This is a genomic window from Streptomyces antnestii (assembly GCF_004005495.1).
Taxonomy (GTDB): Bacteria; Actinomycetota; Actinomycetes; order Streptomycetales; family Streptomycetaceae; genus Streptomyces; species Streptomyces antnestii.
In genome coordinates, this window is sequence record NZ_RZYA01000003.1 from 261,031 (window position 1) to 276,563 (window position 15,533).

General features: G+C 71.8%; 15 protein-coding genes. 8 read left to right on the forward strand and 7 right to left on the reverse strand.

The window, feature by feature from the left end:
* Positions 1 to 3: 3 nt before the first annotated feature.
* The 5 genes from EOT10_RS09100 to paaA are packed head-to-tail and all read right to left on the reverse strand — an operon-like array spanning position 4 to position 3,854.
* The gene (locus EOT10_RS09100) at positions 4 to 1,062 is read right to left on the reverse strand and encodes a 2Fe-2S iron-sulfur cluster-binding protein (RefSeq protein WP_127827573.1); all 1,059 of its coding nucleotides are present in this window, start codon (positions 1,060 to 1,062) and stop codon (positions 4 to 6) included.
* Positions 1,062 to 1,718: a 1,2-phenylacetyl-CoA epoxidase subunit PaaD gene (gene paaD / locus EOT10_RS09105; RefSeq protein WP_127827574.1), complete on the reverse strand. Its 657-nt coding sequence runs from the start codon at positions 1,716 to 1,718 to the stop codon at positions 1,062 to 1,064. The genes EOT10_RS09100 and paaD overlap by 1 nt, the downstream gene beginning before the upstream one ends.
* Positions 1,712 to 2,524, reverse strand: a complete 813-nt coding sequence (gene paaC, locus EOT10_RS09110; RefSeq protein ID WP_127827575.1) for a 1,2-phenylacetyl-CoA epoxidase subunit PaaC — start codon at positions 2,522 to 2,524, stop codon at positions 1,712 to 1,714. The genes paaD and paaC overlap by 7 nt, the downstream gene beginning before the upstream one ends.
* A complete protein-coding gene (gene paaB / locus EOT10_RS09115; RefSeq protein ID WP_127827576.1) occupies positions 2,521 to 2,811 on the reverse strand; it encodes a 1,2-phenylacetyl-CoA epoxidase subunit PaaB in 291 nt (96 codons plus the stop codon). Before paaB ends, paaC begins: the two co-directional genes overlap by 4 nt.
* Positions 2,808 to 3,854 carry a 1,2-phenylacetyl-CoA epoxidase subunit PaaA gene (gene paaA / locus EOT10_RS09120; protein ID WP_127827577.1) on the reverse strand — a complete coding sequence of 349 codons (1,047 nt, stop codon included), beginning with the start codon at positions 3,852 to 3,854 and terminating at the stop codon, positions 2,808 to 2,810. Before paaA ends, paaB begins: the two co-directional genes overlap by 4 nt.
* A gap of 262 nt (positions 3,855 to 4,116) precedes the next feature.
* Here paaA and EOT10_RS09125 point away from each other — a divergent pair, with 262 nt between their 5' ends.
* Genes EOT10_RS09125 through EOT10_RS09135 form a run of 3 tightly spaced genes read left to right on the forward strand, consistent with a single transcriptional unit; the run spans position 4,117 to position 6,951 of the window.
* A complete protein-coding gene (locus EOT10_RS09125; protein WP_127827578.1) occupies positions 4,117 to 4,956 on the forward strand; it encodes a DUF5819 family protein in 840 nt (279 codons plus the stop codon).
* The gene (locus tag EOT10_RS09130; RefSeq protein ID WP_127827579.1) at positions 4,953 to 6,131 is read left to right on the forward strand and encodes an HTTM domain-containing protein; all 1,179 of its coding nucleotides are present in this window, start codon (positions 4,953 to 4,955) and stop codon (positions 6,129 to 6,131) included. The genes EOT10_RS09125 and EOT10_RS09130 overlap by 4 nt, the downstream gene beginning before the upstream one ends.
* A gap of 37 nt (positions 6,132 to 6,168) precedes the next feature.
* A complete protein-coding gene (locus EOT10_RS09135; RefSeq protein ID WP_127827580.1) occupies positions 6,169 to 6,951 on the forward strand; it encodes a TrmH family RNA methyltransferase in 783 nt (260 codons plus the stop codon).
* Between the two features lie 76 nt (positions 6,952 to 7,027).
* Here the strand turns inward: EOT10_RS09135 and paaN are convergent, their stop codons facing one another.
* Positions 7,028 to 8,734 (reverse strand): phenylacetic acid degradation protein PaaN, encoded by a 1,707-nt coding sequence (gene paaN / locus EOT10_RS09140; protein ID WP_127827581.1) that lies wholly within the window; start codon positions 8,732 to 8,734, stop codon positions 7,028 to 7,030.
* A gap of 195 nt (positions 8,735 to 8,929) precedes the next feature.
* On the opposite strand from paaN, the gene EOT10_RS09145 reads away from it, so the two are divergent.
* Entirely contained in the window at positions 8,930 to 10,453 is a 1,524-nt protein-coding gene (locus tag EOT10_RS09145; RefSeq protein WP_127827582.1) for a 3-hydroxyacyl-CoA dehydrogenase, read from the forward strand.
* Complete coding sequence (locus EOT10_RS09150; protein ID WP_127827583.1) at positions 10,450 to 11,040, forward strand: TetR/AcrR family transcriptional regulator; 591 nt, start codon at positions 10,450 to 10,452, stop codon at positions 11,038 to 11,040. Before EOT10_RS09145 ends, EOT10_RS09150 begins: the two co-directional genes overlap by 4 nt.
* Positions 11,041 to 11,061: 21 nt before the next feature.
* Here EOT10_RS09150 and EOT10_RS09155 read toward each other — a convergent pair whose 3' ends face one another.
* The gene (locus EOT10_RS09155) at positions 11,062 to 11,697 is read right to left on the reverse strand and encodes an Lrp/AsnC family transcriptional regulator (protein ID WP_223280889.1); all 636 of its coding nucleotides are present in this window, start codon (positions 11,695 to 11,697) and stop codon (positions 11,062 to 11,064) included.
* Positions 11,698 to 11,870: 173 nt separating this feature from the next.
* Here EOT10_RS09155 and pdhA point away from each other — a divergent pair, with 173 nt between their 5' ends.
* Genes pdhA through EOT10_RS09170 form a run of 3 tightly spaced genes read left to right on the forward strand, consistent with a single transcriptional unit; the run spans position 11,871 to position 15,468 of the window.
* Positions 11,871 to 13,007 (forward strand): pyruvate dehydrogenase (acetyl-transferring) E1 component subunit alpha, encoded by a 1,137-nt coding sequence (gene pdhA, locus EOT10_RS09160; RefSeq protein WP_127827584.1) that lies wholly within the window; start codon positions 11,871 to 11,873, stop codon positions 13,005 to 13,007.
* Entirely contained in the window at positions 13,004 to 14,032 is a 1,029-nt protein-coding gene (locus EOT10_RS09165; RefSeq protein ID WP_127827585.1) for an alpha-ketoacid dehydrogenase subunit beta, read from the forward strand. The genes pdhA and EOT10_RS09165 overlap by 4 nt, the downstream gene beginning before the upstream one ends.
* Positions 14,032 to 15,468, forward strand: a complete 1,437-nt coding sequence (locus EOT10_RS09170; RefSeq protein ID WP_127827586.1) for a dihydrolipoamide acetyltransferase family protein — start codon at positions 14,032 to 14,034, stop codon at positions 15,466 to 15,468. Before EOT10_RS09165 ends, EOT10_RS09170 begins: the two co-directional genes overlap by 1 nt.
* Positions 15,469 to 15,533 lie beyond the last annotated feature (65 nt).

Consider the following 15,533-nt stretch of genomic DNA (forward strand, 5'->3'; position numbering starts at 1 on the left):
CGGTCAGCGGTCGAAGTCCAGCTCCACCGTCTCCGTGGCCGGGTGGGACTGGCAGGCGAGTACGTAGCCGGCGTCGGTCTCCTCGGGTTCGAGCGCGAAGTTGCGGTCCATGCGCACCTCGCCCGAGACGAGGAACGCGCGGCAGGTCCCGCAGACTCCGCCCTTGCAGGCGTAGGGGGCGTCGGGGCGGTTGCGCAGCACGGTCTCCAGGAGTGATTCGCCGTCGTCGACGGGCCAGGTGCCGGAGCGGCCGTCGAGCTGGGCGGTGACCGTGGAATGCGCGAGGCTCGGTGCGGGGCGTGCGGGTGCCGCTCCGTCGTCGACGTGGAAGATCTCCTCGTGGATGCGGGCTCTTCGTACGCCGAGGGCACGCAGGGTCCGTTCGGCTTCCTGGACGAGACCGAAGGGGCCGCACAGGTACCAGCCGGCTACGTCGTCCACGGGGAGCAGCGCGGGCAGGAGTTTCGTCAGGCGCTCCTGGTCGAGGCGGCCGGAGTCGAGGCCGGCCTGCTGTTCTTCCCGGGACAGGACGGTGACCAGCTGGAACCGGTCGGGATAGCGGTCCTTCAGATCGGCCACCTCGTCCAGGAACATCGTCGACGCCGCCGTGCGGTCGCTGCGGATGAGGCAGAAGCGGGCCCGGGGTTCCCGGGCGAGCAAGGTGGCCGCGATCGACAGGACCGGGGTGATGCCGCTGCCCCCGACCACGGCGGCGTACCGCCCGGGAGTGGGTTCGAGGATGAAGCGGCCGGCGGGGATCATCACCTCGATGACGTCGCCTACGGAGATCTCCTTGAGGGCGTACGTCGAGAACGCTCCGCCTTCGACGAGGCGGACGCCGACGCGGAGGGTCCGGGGGCCTTCGGGGCCCGGGGCGGGTGAGCAGATCGAGTAGGTGCGCCGGATCTCGCTGTTGTCGGCGGGGCGTCGCAGGGCGAGGTGCTGGCCGGGTGCGTGGCGGTATTCCTCGCGCAGTGCTTCGGGCACGTCGAAGGTGAGTGCCACGGAGTCGTCGGTGAGCCGGTCGACCGCTGCTACGTGGAGTTGGTGGAAGCGGGCCATCACAACTCCTTGAAGTGGTCGAAGGGTTCGCGGCAGTCGAGGCAGCGCCGCAGGGCTTTGCAGGCGGTGGAGGAGAAGCGGCTCAGCAGTTCGGTGTCGGTGGATCCGCAGTGCGGGCAGCGCAGGGGGGCGTCGCCGGGCTCGGGGGCGCCGAGGAGCGTGGCGGCGGCGGTGTCGGGTTCGGTGGCCGTGCGCGCGGGTGCCGTGGTGCGTGTGGGGCTCAGGGTGACGGGCACCGGTCCCTGGTCCGTTCGGACCGCGCGGGGTGGCGCGATGCCGAACTCCCTGAGCCTGCGGCGGCCTTCGTCCGTGATGTCGTCCGTGGTCCAGGCCGGTGTGAGGACGCGGCGGACGGTGACGTCCGCCATGCCGTGGTCGTGCAGGACCCGCTCGATGTCCGTGGCCATGGCTTCGACGGCGGGGCAGCCGGTGTAGGTGGGGGTCAGCTCCACCTCGACGCTGCTGGGGGTGAGGCAACGAACGGAGCGGAGTACGCCCAGTTCAGCGAGGGTGAGGACGGGCAGCTCGGGGTCGGGCACAGAGCCGGCGAGCCTGCGCAGCTCCGCCTCGAGCGGTGTCTCCGTGCGGCCGGCGGCGTCCTGGGGGGAGGCCGTGGGTTGGGCTTGGGGGGTTGCCCGGGGGGTCTTGGTCACCATGTCGCCCCCGGGTGGCTGCGGTGGAGGTGCTGCATCTCTGCGAGCATCCGTCCGAACGGTTCCGTGTGCAGGCCCTGGCGCCCGGCGCCGGCGCTCCAGGCCCCGGTGCGCGGCCCTTCGGGGACCTTCAGGGTCGCCCGGTCGAGGACGGCGGTGACCGACGCGGTCCAACTGGCCTCCATCTCCGGCCAGTCGACGTCGATGCCGGAGGTTCCGTCGGTGCTGTCGGTGTCGGCGGTGCCGTTGATGGGCTGGAACATCTCTCCGGTGTGGCGCCACAGGGCGTCGCAGGCCCGCTGCATCCGGTCGTGGCTCTCGGGGGTGCCGTCCCCGAGGCGTACGGTCCACTGCTCCGCGTGGTCCCGGTGGTACGCGACCTCCTTGACCGCCTTGGCGGCGAGGCCGGTGAGCGGGCCGTCGGACGCGGCGAGGCGTTCGTACAGCAGGTGCTGGTAGGTGGAGAAGTACAGCTGGCGGGCGATGGTGTGGGCGAAGTCGCCGTTGGGCTGTTCGACCAGCTGGACGTTGCGGAAGGCGCGTTCCTCGCGGAGGTAGGCCAGTTCGTCCTCGTCGCCGACGAGGGAGAGCAGGACGCGGGCCTGGCCGAGGAGGTCGAGCGCGATGTTCGCCAGGGCGACTTCTTCTTCGAGGACAGGGGCGTGTCCGGCCCACTCCCCCAGCCGGTGCGACAGCACGAGCGCGTCGTCACCCAGGGCGAGCGCCGTGGCGGCGACGCTCGGGGGCGCTGCCGGCGTGGCGGGCGTGGCGGGTGTCCCGGATGTGGGGCTGGTCGCGTGGGCGGTCACAGGTGCTTCACCCCTTCAGGAATCTCGTAGAACGTGGGGTGGCGGTACGGCTTGTCGGCGGAGGGTTCGAAGAAGGGGTCCTTCTCATCGGGCGAGGAGGCGGTGATCGAGGTGGATGGGACGACCCAGATCGAGACGCCTTCGCCGCGGCGTGTGTACAGGTCGCGTGCGTTCCGCAGGGCGAGCTCGGCGTCCGGGGCGTGCAGGCTTCCCGCGTGGGTGTGCGACAGTCCACGCCGGGAGCGTACGAAGACCTCCCACAGCGGCCAGTCCTTCGTGTCGCTCATGCCGTCGCCTTCCCGCTCGCCCCGGAGTGTTTGGCCGCGTGGGCCGCTGCCGCTTCCCTGACCCAGGCGCCCTCGTCGTGTGCCCGCCTGCGCTGGGTGATCCGCTGTTCGTTGCACGGTCCGTTGCCCTTCAGGACTTCCCAGAACTCCGTCCAGTCGATGGCTCCGAAGTCGTGGTGCCCGCGCTCCTCGTTCCACCGGAGGTCGGGGTCGGGGAGGGCGAGCCCGAGCGATTCGGCCTGCGGTACGCAGATGTCGACGAAGCGCTGGCGCAGCTCGTCGTTCGAATGGCGCTTGATCTTCCACTCCATGGACTGCGCCGAGTGGGACGACTCGTCGTCGGGAGGGCCGAACATCATCAGTGAGGGCCACCACCAGCGGTCGACGGCGTCCTGCGCCATCGCGTGCTGGGCGTCGGTGCCGCGGCTCAGGGCGAGGAGCAGCTCGTAGCCCTGGCGCTGGTGGAAGGACTCCTCCTTGCAGATCCGGACCATGGCGCGCGCGTACGGACCGTACGAGCAGCGGCACAGCGGGACCTGGTTGGTGATCGCGGCGCCGTCCACGAGCCAGCCGATGGCGCCGACGTCCGCCCAGGTCAGCGTCGGGTAGTTGAAGATCGACGAGTATTTCTGGCGGCCGCTGTGCAGCTTGTCGAGGAGCTCGTCGCGGCCCGTGCCGAGCGTTTCGGCGGCGCTGTACAGGTACAGGCCGTGGCCGGCCTCGTCCTGCACCTTCGCCATCAGGATCGCCTTGCGTCGTAGCGAGGGGGCGCGCGTGATCCAGTTCGCCTCCGGCTGCATGCCGATGATCTCGGAGTGGGCGTGCTGGGCGATCTGGCGCACGAGCGTCGCGCGATAGGCGTCGGGCATCCAGTCGCGGGGCTCGATGCGCTCCTCCGCCGCCACGGCGGTGTCGAACGCTGCCTGGTACGCGGCGGTGCCCGAGTCGGGGCCTGAGTCCGGGCCCGAGGCCGTGCCGATGGCGTCGGACGTGGCGTGAGCCGCCGGTGTCCCCGCCGCTTGGTGCGCAGCTGCTGTCGCCATCCCGGTCTCCCTCGACCTTGAGCGAATCTCCCGACCGATCGTTCGGTTCCTCGGATTCAATGGTGGGACGCGGCGCCGTAGGGTGTCAACCCTGCGAGGTCCTGCCTGTGGATAAGTCCCTGTGGATAAGTCCATGACCCTGTGCCTCGCATGCGCGGCTGAGTACCGTGCCGGTGCGGTGCCGGGAGTGGGCCGTGCGGCGAGGAATCGGTTCGGCAGAAGCGCGGGCCGACGGCAGCGGGAGACTCGGGAGACGGGGCGCATGGACGCGTACGACAAGGGCTCGACGGCCCGGCGTTCCGACCCGGAGCCGAGTACGCGGAGGGGGCCGGAGCCCGGTGCGGGGACGCGCCGTCCGCCCCGCGTCGGGCTCTCCGCCCTCTCCCTTCGCTATCAGATCGCCGGTGCCTTCGCGCTCGTCGTGGTCGCCGCCGGGGCGTGTGTCCATATGGCGATGGTGTTCCTGCACGTCGCTCCGCCCAACACCGCCTCCAAGGAGTACGGCCGGACCGTCGACGGCTGGATCTACCCGGAGTTCGAGCAGAACTGGAAGCTGTTCGCGCCCAACCCGCTCCAGCAGAACATCGCCGTGCAGGCCCGCGCCGAGGTCCGTACGGCCGGCGGCGGTACTCACACCACCGGCTGGTACGACCTGTCGGCGCAGGACGGCACCGCCATCGACGGGAACCTGCTGCCCAGCCACACGCAGCAGAACGAGCTGCGCCGCGCCTGGGACTTCTACCTGTCGGCGCACGACAGCGAGAACCGTCCGAACGGGCTGCGCGGCCAGTTGTCCGAGCGCTACATCCGCCGCATCGTCGTCCTTCGCCTGTCCGATGAGAAGGACGTGGCGGCCCACGGTGAAAGGGCTGACGGTAAGGGGGCGGATGGCGACAGGGCTGACGGCGGCGCCGGCGGCATCACGCGCGTCCAGGTCCGTTCCCGGACCACCAATGTCGCGCCGCCCCCGTGGAGCGGCGAGAAAGTCGATCCCAAGCCTGTGTACCGGGAGGTTCCCTGGTGGACGGTGACGGTCGCGGACAGGGCACTCGACAGCGGCACGCGCGCGCGTGCCGCCGGTGAGGAGGCGGGCGCCCGGTGAACCGCATCGACCGCGTCACCGGTTTCGCCCTCGGCCCGTACCAGAGCGCCGTGATCCGCATCGGGTTCTCCGCGACCTGGCTGCTGTTCCTGCTGCGCGAGTTCCCCCACCGCCATGAGTTGTACGGGCCCGACGGGCCGTGGAGCTGGGACATGGCGCAGCAGCTCATCGCGGGCAACGGCGCGTTCACCGCGCTGATGTGGTCGGACGGCCGCGCCTGGTTCGAGATCGTCTACGCCGCCGCGGTCGTGACCGCCGCGCTGCTGATGCTGGGCTGGCGCACCCGGACCATGTCCGTCCTGTTCATGATTGGCGTGCTGTCGCTGCAGAACCGCAGCATCTTCATGGGCGACGGCGGCGACAACGTCATCCATCTGATGTCGATCTACCTGGTACTCACGCGGTGCGGGCAGGTCTGGTCGCTGGACGCGCGACGGGCCGCACGCGCGCGTGAGGAGGGCGGTGCCGGGCGGCCGGACCGGGTGGGGCCCCTGCTGTGGTGGCTCGCCGGGCTCGGGCTCTCCGCGATCACCTTCATGGGCGTGGTGAGCGGGGGCTGGCTGGTCGCCTTCTGGGGGCTGTGGGCCGTGCAGGGCCTGTGGTGGGCGGTGAACCGGAGGGACCCGTACGGAGAGCCCCGGGTGCTGTTCGACGTGATCGCGAACCTCGCGCACAACGGCGCGCTCTTCGTGATCATGGCGGAGGCCTGTCTGATCTACGCGACCGCCGGCTGGTACAAAATCCAGGGCAATCGCTGGCAGGACGGGACCGCGGTCTACTACCCACTGCACCTGGACTACTTCTCGCCCTGGCCCGCCCTCGGCGACCTGCTCGCCTCGCACGGGCTGATGATCATGCTCGTGTCGTACGGGACGGTCGTCGTGCAGGTCGCCTTTCCGTTCACGCTGTTCAACCGGCGCGTCAAGAACGTGCTGCTTGTCGCCATGATGTGCGAACACGCGGTGATCGCGGTGCTGCTCGGACTGCCGTTCTTCTCGCTCGCGATGATCGCCGCCGACGCCGTGTTCCTGCCCACGTCGTTCCTGAAGCGGCTGGGCGGATGGGTGGCACGCGCGCGTGGAGGTCTGTTTTCCCGTACGGCACGTGCACGTGCCGTGCCCGGGCCTCGCGCCGCGGAGAGCCCCGAACAGGCCCACGTAGGCTTCACGCCATGAGCGGAGCGGTGCGGGCGAACAGCATGAAGAGGGCGGTATGAGCAGGGCGGATGCCGTCGGCGTCGACGCGTGGCGCGCCCACGCCGAGGCGTCGGTCCTTCTCGACGGGTTCCACGCCCTCAAGCACGCGCTGCGTTTCGGCGCGCGCGTGCCGGTGGCCCTGGCGACGAGTCGCGCCGCCGCAATCGCCCTGGCGGAGGAACTCGCCCCCGACGTGCGGGACGCGCTGGACGGGCTCCTCGTGGAGGTTCCGGAGGCGTCCCTGCGCGCCCTGGTGCCGCGTCTGCACCCCACGGGGGTGGCCGCGCTGGCGGTGCGGCCGGACCGGGCGGCGAACCTGGCCGCCATCGCACGTCTGCCGCGCACCGCGCCCGTCATTGTCCTGGACAACCCCCGCAACCTCGGCAACGCGGGCGCCGTCATCCGGCTCGCGGCCGGCTTCGGGGCGACGGGCGTCGTCATGACCGGCAGCCTCGACCCCTGGCATCCGACCGTCGTACGCGGCGGCGCGGGCCTGCACTTCGCGACGGCCGTCGAGCGCCTGACGGTGGACGAACTGCCGCCGGGGCCCGTTTACGCGCTCGATCCGGAGGGCGAGGACATCCGGGGGACGGCGCTGCCGGACGATGCGCTGCTCGCCTTCGGCTCGGAGCGCAGCGGGCTTTCCCCCGAACTGCGCGCCCGCGCGGACCACTTGGTGTCGCTGCCGATGCGGGCGCAGGTCTCCAGCTACAACCTGGCGACGAGCGTCGGCATGACGCTCTTCCACTGGAGCACCTGCGGCACACCGGGCGCTCCCGAGGGCCGCCCGGCTGCCTGACCGGACGCCGGGCGGGGTGTCGTGCCATGCCCGGCGCCCGCCCAGCCGTCCGATCAAACAGCCGCCGTCGGAGACATCACGCCTCCGTGCGTACCTCCACCACCCGGAAGCGGTTCGACACGAACGCTCCATCGCACAGGGCCGCGTTGGCCGCGGGGTTGCCGCCCGAGCCGTGGAAGTCGGAGAACGCCGCCGTCTGGTTCACATACACCCCGCCCGTGAGGTTGAGGGAGAGCTGGGCGCACTCGTCGAGGCAGACCTCTTCGACGGCTTCGGCGACCTCGTCGGAGGTCGTGTACGCGCCGACCGTCATCGCGCCCTTGTCGCGGACCGTGCGGCGCAGCAGGTCGAGCGCGTCCGCCGTGGAGTCGACGGCGACGGCGAAGGAGACCGGGCCGAAGCACTCAGCGAGGTACGCGGCCTCGGACTCGGCCCCGTCCCAGAACTTCCGCGCGCCGTCCAGCTTGACGATCGCCGGCGTGCGGACGACGGCGCCCGGGAACTCCGGGTTGGTGATCTCCCGTGAGGCGAGGGCGACTTCGCCGAGGCCGGAGGCGCCTTCCAGGCGGGCCTTCACGTCCGGGTTGACCAGGGCGCCGAGCAGGGCGTTCGCCCGGGTGTCGTCGCCGAGGAGGCCGCCGACGGCCGCCGCGATGTCGGCGACCACCTCGTCGTACGACTTGGGGCCCTCGTCCGTGGTGATGCCGTCGCGCGGCACGAGGAGGTTCTGCGGGGTGGTGCACATCTGGCCGCTGTACAGGGACAGGGAGAACGCGAGGTTCGACAGCATTCCCTGGTAGCGGTCGGTCGAGTCGATGACGACCGTGTTGACCCCCGCCTTCTCCGTGTAGACCTGCGCCTGGCGGGCGTGTGTCTCCAGCCAGTCGCCGAAGGCCGTGGACCCCGTGTAGTCGATGATCTTGATTTCGGGGCGCAGGGCGAGCGTCTTGGCGAGGCCTTCGCCGGGGGCCTCGGCGGCGAGCGCCACCAGATTCGGGTCGAAGCCGGCCTCGGCGAGGACCTCGCGGGCCACCTGGACGGTGAGGGCGAGCGGCAGCACCGCGCGCGGGTGGGGCTTCACGAGGACGGCGTTGCCGGTGGCGAGGGAGGCGAAGAGGCCCGGGTACCCGTTCCACGTAGGGAACGTGTTGCAGCCGACGACGAGCGCGATGCCGCGTCCGACCGGGGTGAACCGCTTGCCGAGGACGAGGGGGTCGCGCTTGCCCTGCGGCTTCGTCCACTCGGCCGCGTCCGGGGTGCGCACCTGCTCGACGTACGCGTACGCCACCGCTTCGAGGCCGCGGTCCTGGGCGTGCGGGCCGCCCGCCTGGAACGCCATCATGAAGGCCTGGCCGCTGGTGTGCATCACCGCGTGCGCGAACTCGTGCGTGCGGGCGCTGATGCGGGCCAGGATCTCCAGACAGACGGCGGCACGCGTCTCGGCGCCGGCCTCGCGCCACGCACGCATGCCCGCGCGCATGGCGGGGAGCAGCGCGTCGATGTCGGGGTGCGGGTAGGTCACGCCCAACTCGATTCCGTACGGCGACACTTCGCCGCCCACCCAGTCGTCCGTGCCGGGCTGGTCCAGGTCGAAGCGGGTGCCGACGAGGGCGTCGAAGGCGGACTTGCCGTCGGACATGCTCAGGCTTCCGTGCTCCCCGTAGGCCTTGGGGTGCTCGGGGTGCGGCGACCAGTACGCGCGGGTGCGGATCGCCTCCAGCGCCTGGTCGAGGGTGGGCCGGTGCTTGGCGATCAGGTCGTGTGGGGAGGCTTCGGCGGCCATGGCGGACCAACTCCTCGTCGGGGCGGCTCTTCGTCGAGCCGGCGAGCTGGGCAGGAACAGGCGGACAGAGCTAGAGTAACCGAACGATCGGTCGGGACAAGGGGGTCCGTCGAACCTGTGGAAAACTTCCCGTCCGTCTTCTGAGCCCCGACCCCCGGGGCCCCGGCCGTGGTCTTGTGCGGGAGGATCGCGAGCATGACAGCACTCGAGCCCGGCAGTCCCGAACGCCTCGTGGGCGTGGTGGGCACCGGCACCATGGGCCAGGGCATCGCCCAGGTCGCCCTGACCGCCGGACACCCCGTGCGGCTCTACGACGCCGTGCCGGGACGCGCCAGGGAAGCCGCGGACGCCATCGCCGCGCGCCTGGGCCGCCTGGTCGAGAAGGGCCGGCTCGACGCCGCCGCGCGCGACGACGCGTGCGCGCGCCTGAGCCCCGCCGAGACCCTCGGGGAGTTCGCGGGCGCCGCCCTCGTCGTCGAGGCCGTGGCGGAGCGCCTCGACGTGAAACAGCGGCTGTTCGGCGAACTGGAGGAGATCGTCGCGGACGACTGTCTGCTCGCGACCAACACCTCGTCCCTGTCCGTCACGGCCGTCGGCGGCGCGCTGCGCCTGCCGGGGCGCCTCGTCGGCCTGCACTTCTTCAACCCCGCCCCGCTGATGCCGCTGGTCGAGGTGGTCTCCGGCGCGGCGACCGACGTCACGGCGGCCACGCGCGCGTACGAGACGGCCCGCGGCTGGGGCAAGACCCCGGTCGTGTGCGCCGACACCCCCGGATTCATCGTCAACCGCATCGCGCGGCCCTTCTACGCGGAGGCGTTCGCGGTCTACGAGGAGCAGGGCGCCCAGCCCGCCACCATCGACGCCGTCCTGCGCGAGTGCGGCGGTTTCAAGATGGGCGCCTTCGAACTGACGGACCTCATCGGCCAGGACGTCAACGAAGCGGTGACGCGCTCCGTGTGGGAGGCCTTCTTCCAGGACGCGAAGTTCCGGCCGTCCCTGGCCCAGCGGCGCCTGGTCGAGGCCGGCATGCTCGGACGCAAGGCGGGCCGCGGCTGGTACACGTACGGGGACGGCGAGGAGCGCCCGGAGCCGCACACCGCACAGCCCGCCCCGGCGCCCGCCTACGTCGTCGCCGAGGGGGACCTGGGCCCCGCCGCCGAGCTCCTGACGCTGATCCGCGAGGCGGGCATCCAGGTGCGCGAGGAGGACGAGGACAACGGCACCCGTCTGGTCCTGCCGGGCGGCGGTCAGCTCGCCCTCGCGGACGGCCAGACCTCCGTCGAGTACCGGGACGTCGTCTACTTCGACCTCTCGTTCGACTACCGTGCCGCCACCCGTATCGCCCTCGCGACCTCGCAGGAACCGTCCCCGCAGACCCTGCGCGAGGCCACCGGCCTGTTCCAGGCCATCGGCAAGGACGTCAGCGTCATCGGCGACGTGCCCGGCATGATCGTGGCCCGCACCGTCGCCCGGATCATCGACCTCGCGCACGAAGCCGTCGCCAAGGGAGTGGCCACTCCGGAGGACATCGACACCGCGATGCGCCTGGGCGTCAACTACCCGCTGGGGCCTGTCGAATGGAGCAGGAAGCTCGGCAAGAACTGGGCGTACTCCCTCCTCGACGACCTGCACCTGCGCGACCCGTCCGGCCGTTACGCCCCCTCGCTCGCGCTCTACCGCCACTCGTACGCCTCCGACAAGCGGGAGGGCTCCGCATGACCACCGCACGACGCGACACCTACACGCCCGAGACCCTCCTCTCGGTCGCCGTGCAGGTCTTCAACGAGCGGGGCTACGACGGCACGTCCATGGAGCACCTCTCCAAGGCCGCCGGTATCTCCAAGTCGTCGATCTACCACCACGTGTCCGGCAAGGAGGAGCTGCTGCGCCGCGCGGTCAGCCGCGCGCTCGACGGCCTCTTCGGCATCCTCGGCGAGGAGCACGCGCGCGTAGGGCGTGCCGTCGAGCGCCTGGAGTACGTCACCCGGCGCATGGTCCAGGTCCTGATATCCGAGCTGCCCTACGTGACCCTGCTGCTGCGCGTGCGCGGGAACACCGACACGGAGCGCTGGGCGATGGAGCGGCGCAGGGAGTTCGACCACCAGGTGGCCGATCTCCTGAAGGCCGCCGCCGCCGACGGGGACGTGCGGGGCGACATCGAGGTACGGCTCGCGACCCGCCTCGTGTTCGGCATGATCAACTCGATCGCGGAGTGGTACCGGCCGGGCGGCCGGGGCATGGACGACCGCGAAGTGGCCGACGCCGTCACGCAGTTGATCTTCGGGGGCCTGCGCAAGGAGGACTGACGGACCCCGGGCGCGGTCGCGTCAGGAGTCCGGCTCCAGGTCCTCCTCCTCGAACACCAGCAGCGTGCGCGTGCTCAGTACCTCCGGCATGGACTGGAGCTTGGTGAGCACCAGTTCCCGCAGGGCCCTGTTGTCCTGCGTGTGCACCATCAGGAGCACGTCGAAGTCGCCACTGACCAGCGCGATGTGCGACGCCTCAGGGAGGCGTCGCAGCTGCTCGCGCACGGTGCGCCAGGAGTTCTGGACGATCTTGAGGGTGACGTACGCGGAGGCGCCCTGGCCGGCCCGCTCGTGGTCGACGCGGGCGCCGAAGCCCCGGATGACGCCGTCGTCGATGAGCCGGTTGATACGCGCGTAGGCGTTGGCCCGTGACACGTGGACGCGCTCGGCGACGGAGCGTATCGAGGCGCGGCCGTCCATCTGGAGCATCTGCAGGATGTCTCGGTCGATGGCGTCCAGCGGGCGCGGCTGGTACTCGGGACGGCGGCCGTCGGGCGGGCGCGGCTGGGAGTCCGGCCGGTTGTCGGGCGGCCGGGGCGAGGAACCGGGGCGGCTGTCGTGCGGGCGGGGGGCGGGGCCGGGACAGCTGTCCGGCGGACAGGGCGGGCTGTCGGGACGGTCGCCGCCCGCGTCGTCGGCCATTCGTTCAGATGCCATGTCCCCCCGCCTCCCTACCATGGACGTACTGCGTCCATCCCAAGCTGTGGAGAACCGTTTGTCCACAGCCTGGAGGTGCCTGTAGCCAAAATGTGCCGACGACCGAACAATCGGTAGGTGAGGCGCATCACACCGTCGCGTCTCTCAGCCGCTTCCAACGAGGAGGTGCCGTCATGACGGTCATGGAGCAGCGGGACGCCTACCGGCCCACCCCGCCGCCCGCCTGGCAGCCGCGCACGGATCCCGCGCCGCTGCTGCCCGACGCCGAGCCGTACCGGGTTCTCGGCACCGACGCCGCGGCCAAGGCCGACGCCCGGCTTCTGCACCAGCTGTACGCGGAGGTGGTGCGCGGGCGCAGGTACAACGCGCAGGCGACCGCCCTGACGAAGCAGGGCCGGCTCGCGGTCTACCCCTCCAGCACCGGACAGGAGGCCTGCGAGGTCGCGGCCGCCCTCGTCCTGGAGGAGCGCGACTGGCTCTTCCCCAGCTACCGCGACACCCTCGCCGCCGTCGCCCGCGGCCTCGACCCCGTGCAGGCGCTGACCCTGCTGCGCGGCGACTGGCACACCGGCTACGACCCGCGCGAGCACCGCACGGCCCCCCTGTGCACGCCCCTCGCGACCCAGCTCCCGCACGCGGTGGGCCTCGCGCACGCCGCCCGGCTCAAGGGCGACGACGTGGTCGCGCTCGCCATGGTCGGCGACGGCGGCTCCAGCGAGGGCGACTTCCACGAGGCGCTGAACTTCGCCGCGGTGTGGCAGGCCCCGGTCGTCTTCCTCGTCCAGAACAACGGCTTCGCGATCTCTGTCCCGCTCGCCAAGCAGACCGCCGCCCCCTCCCTCGCCCACAAGGCCGTCGGGTACGGCATGCCGGGCCGGCTCGTGGACGGCAACGACGCGGTGGCCGTGCACGAGGTCCTCGCCGAAGCCGTGCGCCACGCGCGCGAAGGGGGCGGTCCGACCCTCGTCGAGGCCGTGACGTACCGCATGGAGGCCCACACGAACGCGGACGACGCGACGCGCTACCGGGCCGACGCCGAGGTCGACGCCTGGCGCGACCACGACCCGATCCTGCTCCTGGAGCGGGAGCTGACGCAGCGTGGGCTCCTCGACGAGGCAGGCATGCGCGCGGTGCGCGCCGAAGCCGAGGCCATGGCCGCCGACCTGCGCGAGCGCATGAACCAGGACCCGGTGCTCGACCCCATGGACCTCTTCGGCCACGTCTACGCCGAGCAGACGACGCAACTGCGCGAGCAGGCCGCCCAGTTGCGTGCCGAGCTCGACGCCGAGTCGGACGGAGCGGACCGATGACCACCGTCGCCGCCACCGCCAGGACGGCCGACCCGGCCAAGCCGGCCACCATGGCACAGGCCTTCGGCCGCGCCCTGCGCGACGCCATGGCCGCAGACCCCTCCGTGCACGTCCTCGGCGAGGACGTCGGCACGCTCGGCGGCGTCTTCCGGGTCACCGACGGGCTCGCCAAGGAGTTCGGCGACGACCGCTGCACGGACACACCGCTCGCCGAGGCGGGCATCCTCGGCGCCGCGGTCGGCATGGCCATGTATGGACTGCGGCCCGTCGTCGAGATGCAGTTCGACGCGTTCGCCTACCCCGGCTTCGAACAGCTGATCTCGCACGTCGCGAAGATGCGGAACCGCACCAGGGGAGCGATGCCGCTGCCCCTCACCGTGCGCGTGCCCTACGGCGGCGGCATCGGCGGCGTCGAGCACCACAGCGACTCCTCCGAGGCCTACTACATGGCCACCCCGGGCCTCCACGTCGTCACGCCCGCCACCGTCGCCGACGCGTACGGCCTGATGCGCGCCGCCATCGCCTCCGACGACCCCGTCGTCGTCCTCGAACCCAAGCGCCTGTACTGGTCGAAGGACTCCTGGAACCCCGAGCACCCGACCGAGGTGGAGCCGATCGGCCGTGCCGTGGTGCGCCGCCCCGGCACCAGCGCCACGCTCATCACGTACGGGCCTTCGGTGCCCGTCTGTATGGAGGCCGCCGAGGCCGCGCGGGCCGAGGGCTGGGATCTCGAAGTCGTCGACCTGCGCTCCCTGGTGCCGTTCGACGACGAGACGGTCAGCGCGTCCGTGCGGCGCACCGGGCGAGCCGTCGTCGTGCACGAGTCGGGCGGTTTCGGCGGCCCCGGCGGTGAGATCGCCGCGCGGGTCACCGAACGCTGCTTCCACCACCTGGAGGCGCCTGTCCTGCGCGTCGCCGGGTTCGACATCCCGTATCCGCCGCCGATGCTGGAGCGGCACCATCTGCCGGGCGTGGACCGGATCCTCGACGCGGTCGCCCGGCTGCAGTGGGAGGCGGGCAGCTGATGGCACAGGTTTTTGAATTCAAACTGCCCGACCTGGGCGAAGGCCTCACCGAGGCGTCGATCGTCACCTGGCTCGTGCAGGTCGGCGACGTCGTGGTGGTGGACCAGCCGGTCGTCGAGGTGGAGACCGCCAAGGCGATGGTCGAGGTCCCGTGCCCCTACGCGGGCGTGGTCACCGCCCGCTTCGGCGAGGAAGGCACCGAACTGCCCGTCGGCGCCCCCCTCCTGACCGTCGCCGTGGGCACACCGTCCGAGACCGACGAGGGCTCCGGGAACGTCCTCGTGGGCTACGGGACCGCGGCCGCCCCCGCGCGCCGCCGCAGGGTCAGCCGACGGAACGACACCCCTACGGCCCCGCCCGTCGAGCCCGCGCGGGAAGCCGCGTCGCAGCCCGCGCGGGAGGCCGAGGCACAGCAGCCCGCGCCCGTTGCCGAGACGCAGCCCGCGCAGACCCGGACCGGACCCGTCCCGGTGATCTCCCCCCTCGTCCGCAAACTCGCCCGCGAGCACGGCGTCGACCTGCGCGAGCTGTCCGGGTCCGGACCCGACGGCCTGATCTTGCGGTCCGACGTCGAGAACGCCCTGCGGGAGAGCGTTCAGGTGCGGGCCGCGGGCGCGACCGGGGCGCAAACCGGAGCCGTAGCGGGAGCCGGAGTCGGAGCCGGAGTCGGCACCGAACGGGAACCCTTCGAAGCCGAGCTCCTGGCCCCCGTGCCGACCGTGCCGACCGCGCCGGGCGTCGGCACCGGAGGCATCCGCGTCCCGCTGCGCGGCATCAGGGGCGCGGTCGCCGACAAGCTCAGCCGCAGCCGCCGTGAGATCCCCGACGCGACCTGCTGGGTCGACGCCGACGCCACGGAACTCATGCACGCGCGCGTGGCGATGAACGCGGCCGGCGGGCAGAAGATCTCCGTACTCGCCCTGCTCGCCCGCATCTGCACCGCCGCCCTGGCCCGCTATCCGGAGCTCAACTCCCGGGTCGACCTCGCCGCCCGCGAGGTCGTACAGCTCGACGAGGTGCACCTCGGGTTCGCCGCCCAGACCGAGCGCGGACTCGTCGTCCCCGTCGTGCGGGACGCGCACGCGCGTGACGCCGAGTCCCTGAGCGCCGAGTTCGCCCGCCTCACGGAATCGGCGCGGGCCGGTCGGCTCACCCCGGGGGAACTCACGGGCGGCACCTTCACGTTGAACAACTACGGCGTCTTCGGCGTCGACGGTTCGACGCCGATCATCAACCACCCCGAGGCCGCCATGCTCGGAGTGGGCCGCATCACCCCCAAACCCTGGGTGCACCAAGGGGAGTTGGCCGTCCGGCAGGTCGTCCAGCTGTCGCTCACGTTCGACCACCGCGTGTGCGACGGCGGCACGGCGGGCGGATTCCTGCGCTACGTGGCGGACTGCGTCGAGCAGCCGGCGGTGCTCCTGCGCACCTTGTGACGCCGCCGCCGCGCGCCTTGTGACGATGCCGCCGCGCACCCTGCGATGACGAGCGGCCCGCGCCC

What these genes read in the sequence shown, in the direction of transcription:
- paaB (WP_127827576.1), bottom strand. Translation starts at nt 2,811, where the DNA reads ATGAGCGACACGAAGGACTGGCCGCTGTGGGAGGTCTTCGTACGCTCC.
- paaD (WP_127827574.1), bottom strand. Translation starts at nt 1,718, where the DNA reads ATGGTGACCAAGACCCCCCGGGCAACCCCCCAAGCCCAACCCACGGCC.
- EOT10_RS09125 (WP_127827578.1), top strand. Translation starts at nt 4,117, where the DNA reads ATGGACGCGTACGACAAGGGCTCGACGGCCCGGCGTTCCGACCCGGAG.
- EOT10_RS09145 (WP_127827582.1), top strand. Translation starts at nt 8,930, where the DNA reads ATGACAGCACTCGAGCCCGGCAGTCCCGAACGCCTCGTGGGCGTGGTG.
- paaA (WP_127827577.1), bottom strand. Translation starts at nt 3,854, where the DNA reads ATGGCGACAGCAGCTGCGCACCAAGCGGCGGGGACACCGGCGGCTCAC.
- EOT10_RS09170 (WP_127827586.1), top strand. Translation starts at nt 14,032, where the DNA reads ATGGCACAGGTTTTTGAATTCAAACTGCCCGACCTGGGCGAAGGCCTC.
- EOT10_RS09155 (WP_223280889.1), bottom strand. Translation starts at nt 11,697, where the DNA reads ATGGCATCTGAACGAATGGCCGACGACGCGGGCGGCGACCGTCCCGAC.
- pdhA (WP_127827584.1), top strand. Translation starts at nt 11,871, where the DNA reads ATGACGGTCATGGAGCAGCGGGACGCCTACCGGCCCACCCCGCCGCCC.
- EOT10_RS09100 (WP_127827573.1), bottom strand. Translation starts at nt 1,062, where the DNA reads ATGGCCCGCTTCCACCAACTCCACGTAGCAGCGGTCGACCGGCTCACC.
- paaN (WP_127827581.1), bottom strand. Translation starts at nt 8,734, where the DNA reads ATGGCCGCCGAAGCCTCCCCACACGACCTGATCGCCAAGCACCGGCCC.
- EOT10_RS09150 (WP_127827583.1), top strand. Translation starts at nt 10,450, where the DNA reads ATGACCACCGCACGACGCGACACCTACACGCCCGAGACCCTCCTCTCG.
- EOT10_RS09165 (WP_127827585.1), top strand. Translation starts at nt 13,004, where the DNA reads ATGACCACCGTCGCCGCCACCGCCAGGACGGCCGACCCGGCCAAGCCG.
- EOT10_RS09135 (WP_127827580.1), top strand. Translation starts at nt 6,169, where the DNA reads ATGAGCAGGGCGGATGCCGTCGGCGTCGACGCGTGGCGCGCCCACGCC.